Origin of the sequence: Paraburkholderia sp. GAS448, assembly GCF_050435685.1 — a bacterium.
Lineage (GTDB): Bacteria > Pseudomonadota > Gammaproteobacteria > Burkholderiales > Burkholderiaceae > Paraburkholderia.
Genome location: NZ_JBNDKT010000026.1, coordinates 18344 through 39019, shown reverse-complemented (window position 1 = coordinate 39019; position 20676 = coordinate 18344). Strand labels below are relative to the sequence as shown.

Annotated in this window: 15 protein-coding genes; 12 read left to right on the top strand and 3 right to left on the bottom strand. The window is 64.6% G+C overall.

Annotated elements, in window-relative coordinates; all coding sequences use genetic code 11:
• Position 1 precedes the first annotated feature (1 nt).
• The 10 genes from tssH (at position 2) to P3T23_RS33640 (ending at position 15731) form a co-directional block, all read left to right on the top strand.
• Positions 2 to 2722 carry a type VI secretion system ATPase TssH gene (gene tssH, locus P3T23_RS33685; protein WP_429320396.1) on the top strand — a complete coding sequence of 907 codons (2721 nt, stop codon included), beginning with the start codon at positions 2 to 4 and terminating at the stop codon, positions 2720 to 2722.
• A 59-nt stretch (positions 2723 to 2781) separates the two neighbouring features.
• Positions 2782 to 3171 carry a DUF4280 domain-containing protein gene (locus tag P3T23_RS33680; protein ID WP_429320395.1) on the top strand — a complete coding sequence of 130 codons (390 nt, stop codon included), beginning with the start codon at positions 2782 to 2784 and terminating at the stop codon, positions 3169 to 3171.
• 1 nt (position 3172) lies between these two features.
• Positions 3173 to 5164 (top strand): type VI secretion system Vgr family protein, encoded by a 1992-nt coding sequence (locus P3T23_RS33675; RefSeq protein ID WP_429320394.1) that lies wholly within the window; start codon positions 3173 to 3175, stop codon positions 5162 to 5164.
• A gap of 29 nt (positions 5165 to 5193) precedes the next feature.
• Positions 5194 to 7059, top strand: coding sequence for a type VI secretion system-associated FHA domain protein TagH (tagH, locus tag P3T23_RS33670; protein WP_429320393.1), 1866 nt, complete (start codon positions 5194 to 5196; stop codon positions 7057 to 7059).
• Positions 7060 to 7081: 22 nt separating this feature from the next.
• Positions 7082 to 8416, top strand: coding sequence for a type VI secretion system baseplate subunit TssK (tssK, locus tag P3T23_RS33665; RefSeq protein WP_429320392.1), 1335 nt, complete (start codon positions 7082 to 7084; stop codon positions 8414 to 8416).
• Between the two features lie 26 nt (positions 8417 to 8442).
• A complete protein-coding gene (gene tssL, locus P3T23_RS33660; protein ID WP_429320391.1) occupies positions 8443 to 9735 on the top strand; it encodes a type VI secretion system protein TssL, long form in 1293 nt (430 codons plus the stop codon).
• Between the two features lie 42 nt (positions 9736 to 9777).
• Positions 9778 to 13317 (top strand): type VI secretion system membrane subunit TssM, encoded by a 3540-nt coding sequence (gene tssM, locus P3T23_RS33655; protein WP_429320390.1) that lies wholly within the window; start codon positions 9778 to 9780, stop codon positions 13315 to 13317.
• On the top strand, positions 13314 to 14018 hold the full coding sequence (gene tagF, locus P3T23_RS33650; protein ID WP_429320389.1) for a type VI secretion system-associated protein TagF: 705 nt from the start codon (positions 13314 to 13316) through the stop codon (positions 14016 to 14018). The genes tssM and tagF overlap by 4 nt, the downstream gene beginning before the upstream one ends.
• Before the next feature lie 174 nt (positions 14019 to 14192).
• A complete protein-coding gene (locus P3T23_RS33645) occupies positions 14193 to 14783 on the top strand; it encodes an OmpA family protein (protein ID WP_429320388.1) in 591 nt (196 codons plus the stop codon).
• A gap of 24 nt (positions 14784 to 14807) precedes the next feature.
• A complete protein-coding gene (locus tag P3T23_RS33640) occupies positions 14808 to 15731 on the top strand; it encodes a hypothetical protein (RefSeq protein WP_429320387.1) in 924 nt (307 codons plus the stop codon).
• 352 nt (positions 15732 to 16083) lie between these two features.
• Here P3T23_RS33640 and P3T23_RS33635 read toward each other — a convergent pair whose 3' ends face one another.
• The 3 genes from P3T23_RS33635 to P3T23_RS33625 form a co-directional block, all read right to left on the bottom strand.
• Complete coding sequence (locus tag P3T23_RS33635; RefSeq protein WP_429320386.1) at positions 16084 to 16968, bottom strand: 4-hydroxy-tetrahydrodipicolinate synthase family protein; 885 nt, start codon at positions 16966 to 16968, stop codon at positions 16084 to 16086.
• Between the two features lie 2 nt (positions 16969 to 16970).
• Entirely contained in the window at positions 16971 to 17312 is a 342-nt protein-coding gene (locus P3T23_RS33630) for a hypothetical protein (protein WP_429320385.1), read from the bottom strand.
• A 286-nt stretch (positions 17313 to 17598) separates the two neighbouring features.
• Positions 17599 to 18366: a choice-of-anchor D domain-containing protein gene (locus P3T23_RS33625; protein WP_429320384.1), complete on the bottom strand. Its 768-nt coding sequence runs from the start codon at positions 18364 to 18366 to the stop codon at positions 17599 to 17601.
• 227 nt (positions 18367 to 18593) lie between these two features.
• Here P3T23_RS33625 and P3T23_RS33620 point away from each other — a divergent pair, with 227 nt between their 5' ends.
• The gene (locus P3T23_RS33620; protein ID WP_429320383.1) at positions 18594 to 18848 is read left to right on the top strand and encodes a hypothetical protein; all 255 of its coding nucleotides are present in this window, start codon (positions 18594 to 18596) and stop codon (positions 18846 to 18848) included.
• 22 nt (positions 18849 to 18870) lie between these two features.
• Complete coding sequence (locus tag P3T23_RS33615) at positions 18871 to 20469, top strand: SagB/ThcOx family dehydrogenase (protein WP_429320382.1); 1599 nt, start codon at positions 18871 to 18873, stop codon at positions 20467 to 20469.
• The last annotated feature ends 207 nt before the right edge of the window (positions 20470 to 20676 follow it).

The window sequence follows — 20676 nt, the reverse complement described above, 5'->3', positions numbered from 1 at the left end:
AATGGCCGAGATCAAGCGGGCGGCATTGTTTGGCAAGCTGAACAAGCTGGCCTTCCGTGCAATCGAAAGCGCGAACGTCTTTTGCAAGTTGCGCGGCAATCCGTATATCGAACTGGTGCACTGGTTTCACCAGATCCTGCAACTGCAGGACTCGGATCTGCACCGCATCATCAAGCATTTCGGCATCGATCCTGCGGGACTCGCGCGCGATCTGACCGACGCGCTCGACCGGCTGCCACGCGGCTCGACGTCGGTGACGGATATCTCGTCGCAGGTCGAGGAAGCGGTCGAACGCGGCTGGGTATTCGGCTCGCTGATGTTCGGCGAGTCGCAGGTCCGCACCGGGCATCTGGTGGTGGGACTCCTGAAAACGCCGTCGTTGCGCAACGGGCTGTACGGCATCTCGCGTCAGTTCGAGCGGATCAAGCTCGATGCGCTCGCCGACGATTTTGGCAGCCTGCTCTCCGCGTCCCCGGAAGCGGCGATGACGGCCAGCGACGGCTTCCAGGCGAACGCCGCGCCGGGCGGCGCCCAGGACGGCGCCATGGCGCCCCCGGCGATGGGCAAGCAGGAAGCGCTCAATCGTTTCACGACCGACCTGACCGAGCAGGCGAGGAGCGGCAAGCTCGATCCGATCGTCGGACGCGATGAAGAGATTCGTCAGGTGGTCGACATCCTGATGCGCCGCCGGCAGAACAACCCGATCCTTACCGGCGAGGCGGGCGTCGGCAAGACCGCGGTGGTCGAAGGCTTCGCGCAGCGCATCGTGGCGGGCGACGTGCCGCCGTCGCTGCGCGACGTCCAGCTGCGCACGCTCGACGTCGGCTTGCTGCAGGCGGGCGCGAGCATGAAGGGCGAGTTCGAGAACCGGCTGCGTCAGGTGATCGAAGAGGTCCAGGCGTCGGAGAAGCCGATCATCCTGTTCATCGACGAGGCGCACACGCTGGTCGGCGCGGGCGGCGCGGCCGGCACGGGCGACGCGGCGAACCTGCTCAAGCCCGCGCTCGCGCGCGGCACGCTGCGCACGGTCGCGGCCACCACGTGGGCCGAATACAAGAAGCACATCGAAAAGGATCCGGCGTTGACCCGCCGCTTCCAGGTCGTGCAGGTGCAGGAGCCGGGTGAGGAGAAGGCGATCCTGATGATGCGCGGCGTGACCTCGACGATGGAAAAGCATCACAAGGTGCAGGTGCTCGATGAAGCGCTCGAAGCGGCGGTGCGGCTTTCGCATCGCTACATTCCGGCGCGGCAGCTGCCCGACAAGTCCGTGAGCCTGCTCGATACCGCCTGCGCGCGGGTCGCGGTGAGCCAGCATGCGACGCCGCCATCGGTCGATGATTCGAGAAAACACATCGCGGCGCTCGAGACGGAACTTGAAATCATCGGCCGCGAAACGGCCGTGGGCATTGATACGAAGGAGCGTGAAGCCGCGGCTTCGGCGAAGCTCGCCGTCGAGCGCGAGCGCCTCGCCGCGCTGGACGCGCGCTGGCAGGTCGAAAAGGAACTGGTCACGCGCATCCTTGATTTGCGGGCTCAACTGCGCGGCGAAACCGGCAAGGTTGAAGGCGCGGTTCAGGCGACCGGCGCGGAACAACCCGGCCAATCCGCAGGCCAACCCGCAGGCGCAGCCGCCCCTGAAGCGCTGCTCGCGGAACTGCGTGAGCTGCAGACGAAGCTCTCCGCGCATCAGGGCGAGGACCCGCTGATCCTGCCGACCGTCGATCAACAGGCGGTCGCTTCCGTGGTGCAGGACTGGACCGGCATCCCGGTGGGCCGGATGGTCAAGAACGAGATCGAGAGCGTGCTGAAGATCGCCGAGAACCTGAACCGGCGGATCATCGGCCAGGGGCATGCGACCGAGATGATCGCGAGGCGTATCCAGACCTCGCGCGCCGGCCTCGACAATCCGAACAAGCCGATCGGCGTATTCATGCTGGCAGGCACGTCAGGCGTCGGCAAGACCGAGACCGCGCTGGCGCTGGCCGAAGTGCTGTATGGCGGCGAGCAGAACGTGATCACGATCAACATGAGCGAGTATCAGGAGGCGCACACGGTGTCGTCGCTGAAGGGCGCGCCGCCGGGCTATGTCGGCTACGGCGAAGGCGGCGTGCTGACCGAGGCGGTGCGGCGCCGGCCGTATAGCGTGGTGCTGCTCGACGAAGTGGAGAAGGCCCATCCGGACGTGCACGAGATTTTCTTCCAGGTGTTCGACAAGGGCTGGATGGAAGACGGCGAAGGACGCGTGATCGATTTCAAGAACACCCTGATCCTGCTGACGACCAACGCCGGCACCGACCTGATCACCAGTCTGTGCAAGGATCCGGAACTGATGCCGGAGCCGGAGGGCATCGCGAAGGCATTGCGCGAACCTTTGCTGAAAGTATTTCCGCCCGCGCTGCTTGGCCGGGTCGTGGTGATTCCGTATTACCCGCTGTCCGACGAGATGCTCGGCGCGATCATCCGTTTGCAGCTGGGGCGCATCGAAAAGCGCATTCGCGCGTCGCACAGGATTCCATTCACCTATGACGACGACGTCGTGAAGCTGATCGCGAGCCGTTGCACCGAACTCGAAAGCGGCGGCCGCATGATCGATGCGATCCTGACGAACACACTGTTGCCACGCATCAGTACGGAGTTCCTCACGCGCATGATGGATGGCGGCGCCGTCTCCAGGGTCCAGATCGGCGCGCGTGACGGCGAGTTCGTTTACACCTTCGACTGAGCGTGCGGCGACGAAGCGCTCGCGCACGGTTAACCAGCGTCACGATTGGGAGCTTTCAGATGCCGCAACAGGTCAGCATGGGGGCAACGCTGCAATGCTCGTTCGGCGCGGCGCCGTCGAGCCTCGTCGTGCTGCCGGTCAACCGGGTGATGGGCGAGGGACCGCCGGCGGCGAACATCATGGACCACATTCCGCTCGTCAACATCATGCCGTTCGGTATGTGCAGCTCGCCCGCCAATCCGACCGTGGCGGCGGCGACGACCGCCGCGCTCGGCGTGCTCACGCCGATGCCATGCGTGCCGGCGACGCTGTCGCCGTGGGTGACGGGCGCGCCGACCGTGATTCTCGGCAACCAGCCATCGCTCGACAATGTGTCGAAGTGCATGTGCAACTGGGGCGGTGTCGTCACGATTGTCAATCCGGCCACCGTCAAGACGATGATTCCCTGATATGACCGCGCAAGATACGAACCGCCATGTCACTGTCAGCTGCGCGCCTGCCGGGCAGGACCTGCTGTTCCTGCGCCTTGCCGGCACCGAGGAACTGGGCCGGCTGAGCGAGTTCCATGTCGACCTGCTGAGCACGCGCAACGACCTTCAGCCGGGCGACCTGCTCGGCCAGGACATGTCGATCGCCGTGTCGCTGCCGGCGGGCGGTGAACGGCAGATCAACGGCATCGTCACCGCGTTTCGCATCACGGCGCCGGGCAACAGGACGGGCAATCAGCTGGCGCGCTACGAAGCGATCGTGCGGCCGCGGCTGTGGCTGCTCACGCGGGCGTCACACAGCCGCTTTTTCTACGAGATGACGGTGCCGGATATCGTCATGAGCGTGCTGAAGGATTACAACGTCGATGTCAGCAACAAATGCTCGGCGACCTATCCGACGCTGGAGCACTGCGCGCAATTCCGCGAGACCGATTTCGCGTTCGTCAGCCGGCTGATGGAGCACGAGGGCATCTATTACTACATCGAGCACCAGGGCGGCAAGCACACGCTCGTGCTGACCGATTCAGGCGATGTGCACGTGCCGATCGACCACTACGGCACGATCTCATACGACGCGTGGTACGAGCCGGGGAACGAGAAGGAGTGCGTGTATCAGTGGTCCTCAGGCGCCGAGCTGCAGACGGGCAAGTACGAGGTCAACGACTACGATTTCGAGAAACCGTCGTCGAGCACCCAGCAGGGATTGCTGTCGCGGGCGACGCGGCCGAAGGTCTACGATGCGCCGGTCTACACGATGCAGGAGCATCTGACTGGCCATATCCAGTCGAGCGACGGCGACCGCTACGCGAAGGTCGGCGTCGAGATTCGCCAGGCCCGCAACGACAGCATCTACGGACGTTCGAGCGCACGGGGCATCTGGCCGGGCGGCCTGTTCAGGCTGACGGGCCATGCGTGCGACGGGCAGAACCACGATTACCTGGTTGTCAGCGCCACCTATGAAGTCAACTCGGATACCTATGTCTCGACGCGCCACGACGAGGCCATCCTGCCGTTCTTCGACTGCACTTTCACCGCGCTGCGCAAGGAGAACCACTTCCGCTCGGAACGCCTGACGTCGAGGCCGGTGGTGGGCGGTTTGCAGACCGCGGCCGTGGTCGGGCCGGAGGGCGAGGAAATCCTCACCGACAAATACGGCCGCATCAAGGTGCAGTTCCACTGGGAGCAGTTCGCCCCGCCGGCGGATTCGAGCGCGCGCATGCAGCGCTGCTGGGTGCGCGTGGCGCAGGATTGGGCGGGCAAGCGATGGGGGACGTTCTTCGTGCCGCGCATCGGCCAGGAAGTCATCGTGGAGTTCATCGAAGGCGACCCGAACCGCCCGCTCGTCACCGGCTGCGTGTACAACGCGAACACGATGCCGCCGTATGACCTGCCGGCCAATGCGGCGCTGTCGACGCTCAAGAGCAATTCGACGAAGGGCGGCAATGGCTACAACGAGATGCGCTTCGACGACACGAAGGGCAGCGAGCAGCTGTTCTTTCACGCCGAGAAGGATCACGAGACGTGGATCATCAACGACACGCTGACGAATGTCGGGAACGACCGTCACCTGAAAATCACCGGCAATGAATTTATCGCCGTCAGCGGCGCGCGCCATGACGCGGTGACGGGCGACCAGAACACGAAGGTCGACGGCACGGCCTCGCTGAAGGTCGGTCAGAAGCTGCAGGAAAAGGTCGGCATGGACTACGCGATCGATGCGGGCATGAATATTCACATCAAGGCAGGCATGAACGTCGTGATCGAGGCGGGCGTGAGCATTACGCTGAAGGCGGGCGGCGCGTTCCTGGTCGTCGGGCCGGCGAGCGTCGCCGTATCGGGCACGCCGATCCTGCTGAATTCGGGGGGCTCGGCAGGATCGGGCGACGGCTCGTCGCCGACCGCCCCAACCGCACCAAAGGACGCCGATGACGGCACCAGGAAACTAAAATCGTAGAGTGACGCTTACCTGAAAAGGGTCCGGGGATGCAATCGAACTATCCGATGCTTTTGCTGCGCGTCGCCGCCTATAACGACGCGCCGCTTGCCGAACCGATCACGGTCGAGTTCGGGCCAACGGGCGGCACGATCGGCCGTGCGACCACCTGCACGCTCGTGCTGCCGGACCAGCAGCGGGCGATTTCGCGTGTCCATGCGCGCGTCGAGTTTCGCGCCGGCGACTATCTGCTGTGCGATCTCGGCAGCAATCCGAGCGTGCTGAATCAGCGTGCGCTCGGCGGCACCCGCGAGGCGCGCCTCACGGACGGTGACCGGCTGCTGATCGGCGCTTATCTGCTGGAAGTGACGCTGGCCGAACGGGGCGCGGGGCTGCAGGGCATGCCGGGCGCGCATGATCCGCTGGCGTCGGCCCAGGTGTTGAGCGGGGCAGCGCCTCAGGGTGCGCAGGGTGATCCGTTCAGCTCGGCGGCGCTCGATCCGCTTGGGCAACCCGGGTTCGGTGGAGAGCCGCGCATTTCGTCGCAACCGGGGTTCGCCGGATCGGAGAGCGACCACGTGTCGCCGGAGTGGCAGGCCTTCTCGGCGCCGGTGCCGGCAGCCATGCCGCAGACAGGTGGCGGGCAGGCGCCCGCCACCTCTGCCGCCGCGCCATTGGGCGGAGGGATTCCGGCTGACTACGATCCGCTGGCGGATGCCTTGGCGCAATGGGAGTCGCCGCAGCAGCCTGCGCATCCGTCCCCGCCGCCGATGCGGCAGCATGAGCCGGCGGACATATCCTCGCCGTTCGCGTTGCCGCCATTCGGTGCGCCGCACGCGGCGCCGACTGATCTGCAAACTGGGGCGCCAATTGCTTCGCCGACGCCGCCGGGCGGCCCGACCGGTTTGCCTGCCAGCCTGCTCGATGGACCTGCGACGGGCGGGGGTGCCACACCATTCGACGACCTGTTTGCAGCAACGCCGGCCGCAAAGCCGTCTACGCCAGGGTTTGCGATCCCGCCAACGGCTTTTCCGGGCGACGCGGCGAGCGCACCTCATGCGATGCCGCCGGCAGCGCCCGCACCGACGTTCCCTGCCGCAGCGACGAGCGCGGCGACGCCTGCCGCAGCGCCAGCAGCATTCGGGACCGCATCGGGACACTCGCCTGCGCCGGCACCCGTCGCCGCGCCGGCGCCTGAGGTTGAACCTGAACCTGCCGTCGCACCCGCGCGCGAGGCCCCAGCATCCGCTGCCCCAGCCACCTCATCCGCCACCCCCTCCGCCACCTCATCCGACAGCGCGGTAACCCGCGCGCTGGTCGAGGGTCTCGGCCTGGACCCGTCGCGTGCGCCGAACCTTCCGGCGCCGGAACTCGCGCGGCTGACCGGCGTGATGCTGCGCGAAGCGCTGCGCGGCGCAATGGCCGTGCTGCGTTCGCGTTCGATGACCAAGCGCGAGGCGCGCCTCGACGTCACGCTGATCGTCGCGCGCGATAACAACCCGCTCAAGTTTTTCCCGGACGTGGACAGCGCGTTGGCGCAGATGCTGACCGGCCGCGGCGCAGGCTATCTGCCGCCGGCCGAGGCCCTCGAACGTGCCTTCGACGATATCGAATCGCACGAGCTGGCCGTGATCGTCGGCATGCGCGCGGCGCTCGCGCATGTGCTCGGGCGCTTCGATCCCGCCTTGATCGAGAAGCAACTGAAAGAGCAGGGCCTGCTGGACAAAGTCCTGTCGAACCGCAAGGCGAAACTGTGGGACCGCTTCGTCGAATTGCAGGCGGGGATCGCACGCGAAGCGGAAGACGATTTCCAGAAGCTCTTCGGCGAGGCATTCAACGACGCGTACGAAGCGCAGATCGACGCATTGCGCAACGCCCGCAAGGCCGGCAAGACGGACCCGGCCGACAAGACCTGACCCACTTCAAAACGAGAACAACGTGTCCTGGAACAGCAAAGTTATCTGGTCGGAAGGCATGTTTCTGCAGCCGCAGCATCTGCAGCAACATGATCGCTATCTGCAAACGCAGCTGGAGACGCGCGCCTCGGGCTTGCGCCCGTATAGCTGGGGCTTCGCTTCGCTCGAGTTCGACGAGCAGTTGCTCAAACTGGGCAAGGTCGCGCTGCTGGCGTGCTCGGGCGTTTTTCCGGACGGCACGCCGTTCAACCTGCCGGCCGACGACGATCTGCCGGTGCCGCTCGATATTCCCGAAGGGGTGCGCAACGGGCTCGTCGCGCTCGCGCTGCCGGTACGGCGCCCGGGCGTCGCGGAGACCGGCAACGCCGATACCGAAGAGAACTTCGCGCGGCATCGTATCGCCGAAATCGACGTGCCCGACAGCAACGACCCGAACGCCGGAGCGGCGTTGATGCAGATCGGCAAGCTGCGCGTGCGTCTCGCGCTCGAGCCGGATGTCGCGAACGCCTATGCGGTGCTCGGCGTCGCGCGCGTGATCGAGCGTCTGCCCGACAACCGCGTCGTGCTGGAAAACGACTACAGTCCGCCGTGTCTCGACTATCGTGTGGCGCGGCGCCTCGCTGCTTTCGTCGACGACCTGGTCGGCCTGTTGCACCAGCGCGGCGAGGCGCTGGCCGCCCGCCTCGCGCAGCCGGGCGTGACAGGCGTGGCGGAGGTCGCGGATTTCCTGCTGCTGGAGCTGATCAATCGCCACGAGCCACTGGCGTCGCACCTGTCGACGATGTCCGGTCTGCATCCGGAAGACCTGTACCGGCTTGCCGTGCAGCTGGCCGGCGAACTGGCCACCTTCAGCCAGAAGTCGAAGCGCCCGCCGGCCTATCCGGTCTACCGGCACGAGCGGCTCAAGGAGACCTTCGCGCCGGTGATCGACGATCTGCGCGCGTCGCTCAGCATGGTGATCGACCCGCACGCCGTGCCGATCCCGCTCGAAGAACGCAAGTTCGGCCTGCGGGTCGCGGTCGTGCCGGACAAGAACCTGTTTGCCTCGGCGACCTTCGTGCTCGCGGTGCGGGCGCAGATGCCGGCGGAGAGCATCCTGACGGGCTTCGCGCCGCAGGTGAAGATCGGGCCGGTGGAACGCATCCGCGACCTCGTCAACCTGCAGTTGCCCGGTATCGGCCTGCGTGTGCTTCCCGTGGCGCCACGGCAGTTGCCGTTTCATGCCGGCTTCACGTACTTCGAACTCGACCGTGGTAACGAACTGTGGAAGCAGCTCGCGGCGTCGGCGGGCATGGCGCTGCACGTCGCCGGAGAGTTTCCGGGGCTCGCCATGGAGTTCTGGGCGATCCGCCGCTGACGCATTCATTGACGAGGATGTTCATCGTGACTCCTGAAGAACCGCGTGGCCCCACCGAGGATCCTGGCGCCACGATCCTGATTCCGACGCCCGGGGGCGCGCGCGCCGCGTACGTCGCGGCCGCGGCGGCGGCCCTGACGCCGATCCCGGCGACGGCGGGCGGACTCAATCCGCTGCTGCGCGCCGCGAACCCGCTGCTGGAACTGGCGCTGCCGCTGCGCCAGTTGCCGACCCATCCGAACGTCGAGGAGCTGCGCACGCAGATGATGCAGATGGTGCGGACATTCGAAACGCAAGGCCGCGCGAGCGGCTACGACGACGAAAAACTCGGCGCATCGCGCTACTGCCTGTGCACGTTTCTCGATGAAGCCGTCTCCAGCACGCCGTGGGGGGCGGGCATGTGGGCGAGTCGAAGTCTGCTCATCACGTTTCATAACGAAGGCTCGGGTGGCGAACGTTTTTTCGTGATCCTGCAACGGCTCGCCCAGAACCCGGCGGCGAACATCGATGTGCTCGAGCTGCTCTACGTGATCCTCGGTCTTGGCTTCGAAGGGCGTTACCGTCTGATCGACGGCGGACGCTCGCAACTCGACACCATCCGCGAGCGTCTCGAACAGATGATCCGCTCGCAGCGCGGCGCGGCCGAGCGCGATCTGTCGCCGCACTGGCTGCCGGTCAAGGTGGAACGCAAACCCCTGCTGCAACTGGTGCCGCTGTGGGTCGCCGCGGCGCTCGCCTGCGTCGTGCTGGTGATCGTCCACCTCGGCTTGAGCTTCAGCCTGAACGATGCCTCCGACAGCGTGTTCGGCGCGTTGCACGCGATCCGTGTGACGCCCGCGCTGGCGCTCGCACCCAGGCAGCCAGTGGCGCCCACACTCGCGCCGAAGCTGTCGCAGTTCCTCGCGCCGGAGATTGCGCGCGGTCTCGTGCGTGTCACGGAGACGCCGGACCGCACGGTCGTCGAGCTCAATGGCGACGGTCTGTTCGCGTCGGGCAGCGCCGAACTGGAGCCGGAGTATGCAGCGCTCGTCCAGCGCATCGGCGACGCACTGAAAGATGTGCCAGGCAATGTCGTCGTGGCGGGTCACACCGACAATCAGCGCCTGATCTCCGCACGCTTCCCGTCGAACTGGCATCTGTCGCAGGCGCGGGCGGAAGTGGTGAGGAACATGCTCGCCGCGCGCGCAGGCTCGCCCGGGCGCTTCACCGCCGAAGGGCGCGGCGACACCGAGCCGATCGCACCGAACGACTCGCCCGCGAACCGCGCGAAAAACCGCCGTGTCGACATCACGGTTCTGGCGCCGGGAGCGGCATCATGAGTGCGCTTGCGGTGCGTCCGTCAGGCACGGGAGGGCTCGCCCATGAAGCTGCTTAACTGGCTCAGACGGCCGATCGTGCTGTCGCTGTTCGGCGTGCTCGCACTGGCGCTGATCGTCTGGATCGAAGGGCCGCTCTTCGGGTACGCGGGCAGTGCGCCGCTCGAGACGTCCGGCAGCCGCTTTACCGTCATCGTTATTCTGCTGCTGCTGTGGGCGTTGTACTGGATCGTGCGCTGGCTGATGCTGCGGCTTGCGAACGTGAAGTTTACGCGTGTGGTGGCCGAAGGCGCGGCGCAGCCGGAACCCGGCACAAAGGAATCGGAAGCGGATGTCGCCGCACTGAAGCAGCGTTTCGAAGAAGCCATGGCGATGCTGCGCAAGGCGCGCGTGAAGGGCCGGTTCGGCAGTCAGTACGTGTATCAGCTACCCTGGTATGTGTTCGTCGGCGCGCCAGGCACGGGCAAGACGACGGCGCTCATGCACTCCGGGCTCAAGTTTCCGCTCTCCGACCGGCTCGGCAAGCAGGCTGTCGGCGGGGTGGGCGGCACGCGCAATTGCGACTGGTGGTTCACTGACGATGCCGTGCTGCTCGATACCGCCGGCCGCTTCACGACGCAGGACAGTTTCGCGGCCGCCGACCAGGCGGGATGGCTCGGCTTCCTGCAACTGCTGCGCAAGTACCGGCCGCGCCGCCCGCTGAATGGCGTGATCGTCGCGCTCTCCGCGCAGGATCTGCTCCAGCTGTCCGACACGCAGCGCGCGGTGCAGGCGAGCGCAGTGCGCGAACGCCTGAAGGAGCTGTACACGCAGCTCGGCATGCGCTTCCCGGTCTATGTGGTCGTGACGAAATGCGATCTGCTCGCCGGCTTCGCGGAGTTCTTCGACGATCTCGGTCGTGACGAACGCGAGCAGGTCTGGGGCATGACGTTTCCATATGCGGAGAACGGTACACCGGACGAAACGCTCACGGCGTTTCCCGCCGAGTTCGATGCGCTCGAAAAGCAGTTGCAGGCGCGCGTGCTGCACCGCATGCAGCAGGAGACCGACACGCGTCGGCGCGGGCTCGTGTACGGCTTTCCGCAGCAGTTCGCCGGGCTCGAGAATGCATTGCAGGGTTTTCTCAACGAGACGTTCAGCACGTCGCGCTTTGAGCAGTCGGCGTTGTTGCGCGGTGTCTATTTCACCAGCGGCACGCAGGAAGGGCGGCCGATCGACCGCGTGATGAGCGCGGTTGCAGCGGCGCTCGGCTTGCAGCGGCAGGTCGTGCTGCCCGATCCGTCCGGTGCGCGCGCGTACTTCATCACCCGGTTGCTGCGCGACGTGATTTTCCAGGAGGCGGGGCTCGCTGGCCTCAACCAGAAACTCGAGCGCCGCCGCGCGTGGCTTCAACGGATCGCGCTTGCTGTGATCGGCGTTCTGGTGGTGCTGGCGCTGGCCGGATTCTTTGTCAGCTATCAGCGCAATCGCACGTATATCGCGAACGTGCAGCAGCATGTGACCGAGTTGCAAAAGCTCGCGCAGAACACGCAGCCGGGCGACAACCCGCTCGCACTGTTGCCGCTGCTCAACGCGGTGCGCGATATTCCGGGCGGCTACGCGGACCGCGACCGAAGCGTGCCGTGGTTGTCGCGGCTCGGGCTGTATCAGGGCGACAAGCTCGGCCTCGAAGCGCAGGCGAGTTATCGCCGGCTGCTGCGCCAGACCTTGCTGCCGCTCGTCGTGCGCCGCATGGAAGAGGAATTGCGCCGCGGCGACGCGAACAATCCCGATTTCCAGTACGAAGTGCTGCGCGCGTATCTCATGCTCGGCGATGCCGCCCACTACGATGCCGATTCGGTGCGGCTGTGGGCCGACGTCGACTGGCGGCGCGGGCCGTTGCGCGATGCCAGCGACGAACAGCGCAATGACATCGACGGGCATCTCGCCGCGCTGTTCCAGCCGGCCCAGTTCGATCCGTCGCTGCCGCTCGACAAGGATCTGATCAGCGAGGCGCGCACGACGCTGGCGAAAATGCCGCTCGCCCAGCGCATGTTCAACCGCGTCGTGCGCGATCTCGAACAGGCGAAGCTGCCGGAGTTCAGCGTCGCGAACGCGGCCGGACATAACGCGGCGCTGGTGCTGACGCGCAAGAGCGGCGCGCCGCTGACGCGCGGCGTGTCCGGCGCCTATACGCGTGCGGGCTATCAGAAGTTCGGTGAGTTGCGCGATCAGGCGGCGATCGACGTCGCGCGCGACAACTGGGTGCTCGGCCGGGAAGAGTCGGTGCTGACGCCGACCGGCATTGCCGATCTGAAGGCCGGCATGACGCAGCTGTACTACGACGCTTATATCCAGCAATGGGACGCGTTGTTGAACGATATCCATGTTGTGCCGTTCGATGGTGTCGAGCAGGGCGCGCGCGTCGCCAATGCGCTCACGGCTCCCGATTCGCCCTTGCGTGCGCTGATGCTCGCCGCCGCGCAGGAGACCACGCTCAGTACGGTGAAGACCGGCGGCTCGCTGGCCGAACAGGGCACCGCGGCGTTGAGCGGCAAACTCGATGCGGTGAAGAAGCGCCTCGAGAGCGCACTCGGCAATCAGCCTGACGAAACGGCAGCGGCGCCCGCGCCGATCAATCCGGTCGACGCGCACTTCCAGTCGCTGCACGATCTCGCCGGCAAGCCGGGGGCGCAGGGGCCGGTTCCGCTCGACACCCAGCTCGCGGCGCTCAAGGATGCGGCCGCGTATCTCTCCGCAGCGGATGCGGCGCGCCGCCAGGGCCTGCCGCCGCCCCCCGGCGATGCGCTCAACAAGCTGAAGCTCGCGGCGCAAGGCGCGCCCGCACCGCTCGCCGCAGTGGTCGATGACGTGGCGACCGGTGGGTCGTTGCTGATGGTCGGCGGCGAGCGCGCGCGGCTCAATGCGCTGTGGCAGGCGAACGTGGTGCAGCTGTGCCGGCAGGCGCTCGATGGCCGCTATCCGCTGGTGCGATCGTCCACCCGCGATGCCACGCCGGATGACTTCGGCAAGATACTCGGGCCCGGCGGCCTGATCGACGATTTCTTCCAGAAGAACCTGGCGGCGAAAGTCGATATGTCGGGGCAGCAATGGCGCTGGCGAGATGGCGCCGATTCGCTCGGCATTCCGCCGGACGTGCTCGCGCAGTTCCAGCGCGCTGCGCAGATCAAGGATGCATTTTTCCGCGCGGGAGGGCACGACGTATCGGTTCGCTTCACGCTAAAGGTGCTCGATATCGATCCCGCGATCGACCACGCCACCATCGATATCGACGGGCAGCAGCTCGTTGCCGCCCATGTAGATCAGTCGATGGTGTTCCAGTGGCCGAGCGGCAAAGGCACAGGACAGGCGCATGTCGATTTCGAACCGTCAGGGGATGCTTCGGCGCCACGGGCGGATGGGCCGTGGGCGCTGCTGCATCTGATGGACAGTGCGCGCTTGCAGCCGACCGCGCAAGCGGACCGGTTCAAGATGACCTTCGACTCGGACGGACGCACGCTGGTGCTCCAGCTTGACGCAAGCAGCGTAACGAATCCGTTCCGTCGAGGCGTATTCGAACAGTTTCGCTGCCCTGACCGGCTATGAGCGGGTTCGTCGCAGAAGGCCCTGGTTTTTTCGGCAAGGTGCGCACGCACGGCGACTTCGTGTCGCGTCGCTTGCCGCCTGAGTTCGTGACGCCATGGGACGAGCGTCTGCAGGAAGGCATGCTGTTCGCGAGGCAAACGTTCGGTGCGCAATGGCTGCCGATCTACCTGAATGCGCCGCTCTGGTGTTTCGTGGCGGGGGCCGGCGTGTGTGGCACGAAGGCCTGGGCGGGCGTGCTGATGCCGGGCGTCGACCGGGTCGGACGGTATTTTCCGTTCACCATCGCGGTGCCGCTGGAAGGGGGCGAGCTTGCCGGATGGCTCGGCGGCGCTCAGGCCTGGTTCGACGAAGCCACGCAACTGGCGTTGTCGACGCTTGCCGCCGATTTCGTTCTCGAGCGCTTCGATGGGCAATTGACTGAACTGGGGCGCACAGGCGGCGGACAGGCTGCCACTGCATGGCGGTTGACGGTGGCCGACGCTTCCAGCGCCGGCGAGGAATTTTCCGACCTGCTCGCGGCGTGCGCGACGCCAGGATCAAGCGCATGGTGGAGTGAAGGATCGGATGCCGTGCCGGCCTCGCTGCGGGTTGGCGCAGGGCTGCCCGATGCGCAGCGTTTTGCCAGTCTGCTGGATGCGGCGTGCCTCGGCGCAGGGTGGCAAACGGTCGTTGCGCTGCGGCCCGTGGAGGCGAAGCAATGATTACGGTGCGGCATGGCTGCGCCGCAGGGTCGTAGAAGTGCGAGGTGTTACATCGATCGTGGTCAATTCGCCTTGACAGGACGGAGGACCACGCTGGTTTCTGGTCGGCGCTCGCTGACAGACCGCAGGCAGGATTGCGGGCTGCTCGCGGGCGAATCATTGGGAGATCCCGACATGTCAGGCCTGATCCATTCCGCCTTCCGTGCGCACGCGCCGCGCGGCATGTTCATTGCGGCGCTGTGCTTCGTTGCCTTCGGACGTATCGCTTATGCGGCCGGACCGGTGATGAAAGAGCAGGATATCAACCCGCAATCCATCACCAATGCGCTGACGCCGGCAGACACGGGCGACAACATCGTCACGCGCGGCTTCGTGCTGTCGAACAAGAACCCGGGCGCGCCGGCGCCTGCCCCGGCAAAAAGGCCGTCTGCGCAAATACTGATCACCTTCAACACCAATTCGTCGACGCTGACCGACACGGCGCGCGCCGCGCTCGACAAGGTCGCGGTTGCCTTGCAGTCGGAGAAGCTTTCGTCGTACAAGTTTCGCGTTGAAGGACACGCCGACCCGCGCGGCTCTGCCGACGCCAATATGAAGCTTTCGGAAGATCGTGCCGCAGCCGTTGTCGAATACCTCACGCAGAAGGACGGTATTGCGTCCGAGCGCCTGAGTTCGGTAGGCAAGGGCTCGACCGAGCCACTGAACCCGCGCAATCCGACGGCGCCGGAGAATCGCCGCGTGACCATCGTGACCGTGGTGGACTGACGGCCGCGTGGCGGGCGGCGGCCGATGAAACCGTCAGACGCACGACGCGCACGCCTCGCAAGCGGGGCGATTGCGCTGGCCCTTTGCATCGGGGCGGCGCTCGCCGGCGGCGTCGCGCCGCCGGCATCCGGGACGCGTGAGGAACAATGGGCACAGCGTGTCGACGAGGTGCGCATACCGCTGGCCCAGCTCGACGCGTCGCTGCCCGATGGCCCTGCCTTGCGGCTCTTCACGATCACGGACCGGCCTGGTCTGCATGTGATGCATGCGCCGAGTCTAGCTGTACAGGGAGCGATGTTTTCGCGCGTCGTTGCGCTGCTCGAGCGCAGGGACATGCCGCGCGATCGTGTCGTGACGATGGCGGCGATTGCGGCGCATGCTCGACGCTTTGGCACCGATCCCGCGGGCCTGACGGCGGGCAATAACTTCAGCGCGGCAGAGCTCGCCCACTTCTTCGAGGTGGCCCGCCAGCAGCACGTGGCGCTGACGAACGGCGAGAACGCGCTGCGCTCGATCCTTGTTCGCTGGAGGCTGATACGCGAGGAAACAGGAAGCTGGCAAGCCGTGAGCACGCGGGACTTTCTGATCACGATTCCGGGGCTTGGAAAGGCGCCCGGCGGGGAGGTGATCGATATGCCGGTCAGGGCGGCGATACTCAGTCACGAACTGGGACACTGGCAATATTTTTCCGATGCGGCTTACGCGCACGCGTGTCGTTCGTTCTGGTGGCAAAAGCTAAGTTATGCGGAGCGTGCGGAGTTGACGCGCCAGCTGGAGGGCATGGGGTACGACCCAAGCGACCGGATCGTGATCGACGAAACGCAAGCCTACCTGCTGCATACGCCTGCACCGTATATGCCGCTTGCCGACACGCCGGGCTCCGGCGGGATCGATGTGGCGAAGGTGAAGCGCGGACTGGAGCAGAGCGTTGGGGAGGCGCAGAGATAGGGCAGGGAGCGTTCCCGGTCAGGCGTTTTCGGTGCTATGGCAATCGAGTGATCGCCAGATGCGATCATCCGTATCCCCAACGAGAATGCGCGAAAACGAGGCCCCACAGGCGACACACCTGTAGTGCTCAACCGCCGGTACGCCGCAGAGTTCACCGACGCCCAGCAGGGCGAACCCCTGGCGCAGGTCTGTTGCCGAAGGGCGACCAGGAAGGTCCGTACAGAATTCGCAGGCTGCCATGTTGCGCTCTCCCTGACGACTTACGAGTCGAGCGTATCACGATCCGGCGACGCGTCAGAATTCCGTTGGGGCAAATGACCCACTACCCCGGAGGTGGTTGGCGCACGTCGAGCTAACCCGTCGCCCCGGCAAACTCAGTGCGCAGGTCCTGCAGTTGCTGGCGAGCCTTGTGCAAACGCTCGACGAGTAGTGCCGAAGCGGGCGCAATCGGCATGCGTGTCTCGTCGGCCATGGGATGATCGAATGCCAGCATCGCTTTGATCGCAGCCGGATTTGGCGCAGCAAACAATAGCCTCAACATCGGGAGCATTGCGTCGAACAGAATGCGAGCCTGGGCACCGAAACCTGCCCGCGCAAGTTCGTGCACTTCGACAAGGAGATCGGGGCAGACATGCGCGCTTGCCAGAATGCCGCCTGATGCGCCGGCGCCCAGGGAATCGACAAAAGCTTCGTCGGCGCCACAGAGCACACTGATCGGCAGGCCGCGTAGTTTGCCGAAGTGATCCTTGACGCATTCCTTGATCGCCACGATGTTCTCATGCTCGAGCAATCGCGCGACCGTGTCCGGCGCGATCGCCACACCGGTCCGATGGGGCACGTCGTACAGCACAATTGACCGTTCGGTTGCCAGCGCGACCTGATCGAAGTGCCACTTTATGCCCGCTTGATCCGGGCAGACATACGAAGGCGCGGATACGAGGTAGCCAGCGCAATCCCAATGCTCGTAGCGCTGGATCTCGCGCACGACCTGACGCGTGTCCGGACCGCCGATGCCGACCAGCACTGGCAGGCGGCCGCCGACGACATCGTTGAGTGCCTGCAGCACCGTGATGCGCTCTGTCTCTGACAACAACGCGGCTTCGCCCGTGGTGCCCAATGCGACGAAACCACTGATTTCGGTTCGCAGATAGTAATCTGCCAGACGCTGTAGCGCGTCGATGTCAACCTCGCCGCTGCGAAACGGCGTGACGATCGGCAACCAGACACCTGAATACATGACTAGCGCGCCTCGTTGCTGGCATTGCGTCGCTTCACCGGCCCAATCATTGCCTGGGGCAGCGTCGCGATCAACGTGTGCATCGTGAAGTCGAGGTCGTCGGGCGCGATGTTCAACTGCACGCGAATTTCGTCGCGAACGACCTCCGTGCTTGCGACGTAGACGCCGAGGGGAGAGTGCAATAGCGCCCAGAGTTGCGCACGTGATCGATCCGCCGACTCGCGAAGAAGGGTCACCGGCAACAGCACGCGAGGCGAAGGGAAAGGGATGACTTTGTTGCGGGAGCTCGGCCGTGCGCGGTGGCGCCCGGGATCGAAGAGCTCGAGTGATTGAGTGAGAGCCATGGGATGCGGCTAAACCGCTGCGGTTGGTTACGACAGTTCAGAGAGTAGACGCCTCGACATAAATGCTTTGCAAAAATACGGTCATCAGGCGGAAAAAACAGGGTGTTCCTCCTGACAACCGGTGATCCCTATTCGTTTTCGCCGCCACGAGGCTGTGAGATCAAGAGCCAGCGACAATACCGGCAAGCTCCTGAAACTTGCGTAAATTCGGCTGGGAGCGAAATAAAGGACGTGTATTCCAGAACGATTCCATCCGGCACTGTGTGGCCGGGCGGGTGGGCCTGTCTCACTCATCGTCCTCGTCATCTGCGTCGTCGCATCCACAGTCGTGGTCATCACAACAGCGCGTGCAACAAGACGGCTCGCGGCACCTCCGCTTGCATGGCTCGGCGCGGGAGTCGTCGCAACATACCTCTGGCCAGACCGTGCTCGCCAACAGTTCGAGGCATAGGGTTGGCATCGCCGGGTCATCGGAATGGATGAGCAGATCACAGGATCGCGCGAACTTTTCCGTGGCCTTGTACCGGATCACCACATTCAGGCACGAACCCGGGTGCAGCGTTGCCGGGAACGGATTGTTGACCAGCTTCCAGTGCCGGCTCTTGCGGCGGAACGCCACGCTCGACACATCCAGTTTGCAGTCGCCTGTGTTACAGATGGCGATCATACGTTCGTCGACACAGCAGGCCCGTACCCGCCCGAAATGGGTGGAACCCGTCACCGCGATCTTCCCCGACGGCGCCTGGCCCCGTACCGAGACCTGACCCGGGCTTGCCGGATCGTCACTGAAGACTTTGATCGTCGCCGATTTTGTCCCAAAGGAGGTCGGCGCGAACCTGATTGGCAACGCGACCGCATCGCCAGGCCCGATGAGAATCGGATACGACGCGACCGTCGGCAAAGCGAAATCGGTCGAGGTCGTCGTGATGTCCGCCACGGATAACGGGCAGGTGCTGCCATTGCTGAGGACTAGCGATAGTCGAAGCCCTCTGACTACAACAGGACTACACTGAGGTGTGACAAATCCGGAGCAGTACGATAACCCTCGAAGCACCTTTCGCGGTCTACTCTTGCTTCCGGAACAAGACGCAGAAGTCAGACACTACATGAAGAGGCAAAAGCAGCGAGGCCTGCCCTGGGACACGCTGGAACTGGCGGCCATGCGTAAGATCAGCCTGTCAGGGACCCGCATCCCGGAATGCTTGCAGAGACGTTTGCACAGACGTTGCCCCCGTGGCGTTATCGCGGGGAGTGTAATCGTACCCGGAACAGGAGCTGATTATGAAACGGGATATGAATCTGGCGCTCGCGATATTGAAAACGCTCGAGCAAAACAGATCGCCGCATCTTAGCGAATTCGACATAGAGGCAGCGCTCAAGGATGCGTTCGATGTTTCGAACAAAGGTGTGTGGTACCAGTTGAACCTGCTGGCCGACGCACATCTCGTGCGTTCCATGGGTAGCGACTGGCGGCTGACATGGGATGGACATGAGTTCCTGAAGTCGGCAACACCGAACGACTACGAGGGCGCTTAAGGCTCGGCATGAACACCGCAACATGAACGGGCTAGCGCGTGCTCTGCTTGAATATCACGAACGCAGCAAGCACCGCGTCAACGGCTATGCGCCAGGCCCAATGGGCCTCGACTGGGCAACCCAGCCGGACCCGTTCCGCGTCTTTGACGGTGCTCCGCGCATTGGTTTGCCGTTAGCGGCGGACAGCCTGGCCACACGCTACGACGAACTTCGCCGCGGTGTTCTACCGCCCGCGCAGAGATTCGATATTTCCACTCTGGCAATCCTTTTCGAACTCTCGCTCGGTCTGTCGGCGTGGAAATCCTATGGCGCCCAGCGTTGGGCGTTGCGCTGCAACCCTTCGAGCGGAAATCTCCATCCCACCGAGGGCTATCTTCTATGTCCGGCGCTTTCCGGTGTGCCCGGTGGGGTCCACCACTACCTGAGCCGGGATCATGTGCTCGAACATCGTGCGACGGTCGATGACCCGCAATGGGATGAGGCGTTCCGGGATAGTGGTGTTCTGGTCGGCATAACCTCGATTCACTGGCGCGAGGCGTGGAAATACGGCATGCGCGCCTGGCGCTACTGCCAGCATGATTGCGGGCACGTCATCGCCGCGCTGAGTTATGCCGCGGCCGCGCTCGGCTGGCAGACGCGACTGGTAGAGGCCGCTGGGGACGATGTCGTGACCAACCTGCTCGGATTGAACCGCGACGAAGATTTCTTCGCGGGCGAAGCAGAAGTAGCGGATGCCCTGCTGTGGATAGGCGCCCCTGAACTACTGCCTGACCTTGAGCGTATGCGGACCGCTTTGAATCAGGCGAAGTGGCATGGATCCGCGAACCCGCTAAGCCCCGGACACGTAACGTGGCCGGATATCGATTCGATCCAACGCGCCACGTATAAGTCCTGTACTCCCGAACCGACCTCGCTGCACCTGGAGCCGCGCCCATTGCCTGCGATGCCAGCCCTTGACCTTGGCTTTGCGGGGATCGCCAGGCAGCGTCGCAGCGCTGTGAATTTCGACGCTACGACGCGTATCACCGACTCGGCCTTTTTCAGCATGCTGGCGTGTCTGCTGGCTCGTAGCGACACGCCGCCGTGGAATGCGCTGACGTCGCTTGCCGAGGTCCATCCGGTGTTACTGGTGCACCGCGTCGATGGGTTGGAGCCGGGCCTGTATGTGCTTGTGAGAGATCCTGGCGCGCTGCCGGCTCTCAGGCAGTCAATGCGTCCAGAATGGCTTTGGCAGAAAACCGGACCAGACCATCTGCCGCTGTATCTGCTGCTGCCTTACGATCTGCGCGGCGCGGCGAAATTGATCTGCTGCCATCAGGATATCGCCGCCGACTCCTGTTTTGCGCTCGGGATGCTCGCGAGATTCGAGATCGCCTTGAAGCAACCATGGCGCTATCGCCATCTGTTCTGGGAATGCGGCATGCTCGGCCAGGCCCTCTATCTCGAAGCCGAAGCTGCCGGCCTGAGTGCTACGGGTATCGGCTGCTTTTTCGATGACGAAATGCACGGGCTGCTCGGAGTCCAGAATCACACCTGGCAAAGCCTGTATCACTTCACGATTGGCGGGGCGGTGGCCGATCCGCGGCTGTCCGCATTTCCGCCCTATGAAGTTCAGCCTTGAGGCGCACGCCTCGCGTCCCGCCTCTTTAGAGGGGTTGTATCAACAGGACAAGCGGGCTTCATAGTATGACATCGTATGTGTTAGACCGTTGTTTTTACGCGATTTCGCCAAATATCGGCTGTAAGCGGTTCAAATTGGTCAGGGTAAACGCTAAATTGTAATTCATCTGCGCATCGAAGATAGTACGTCATCGTATGATTGACTTGC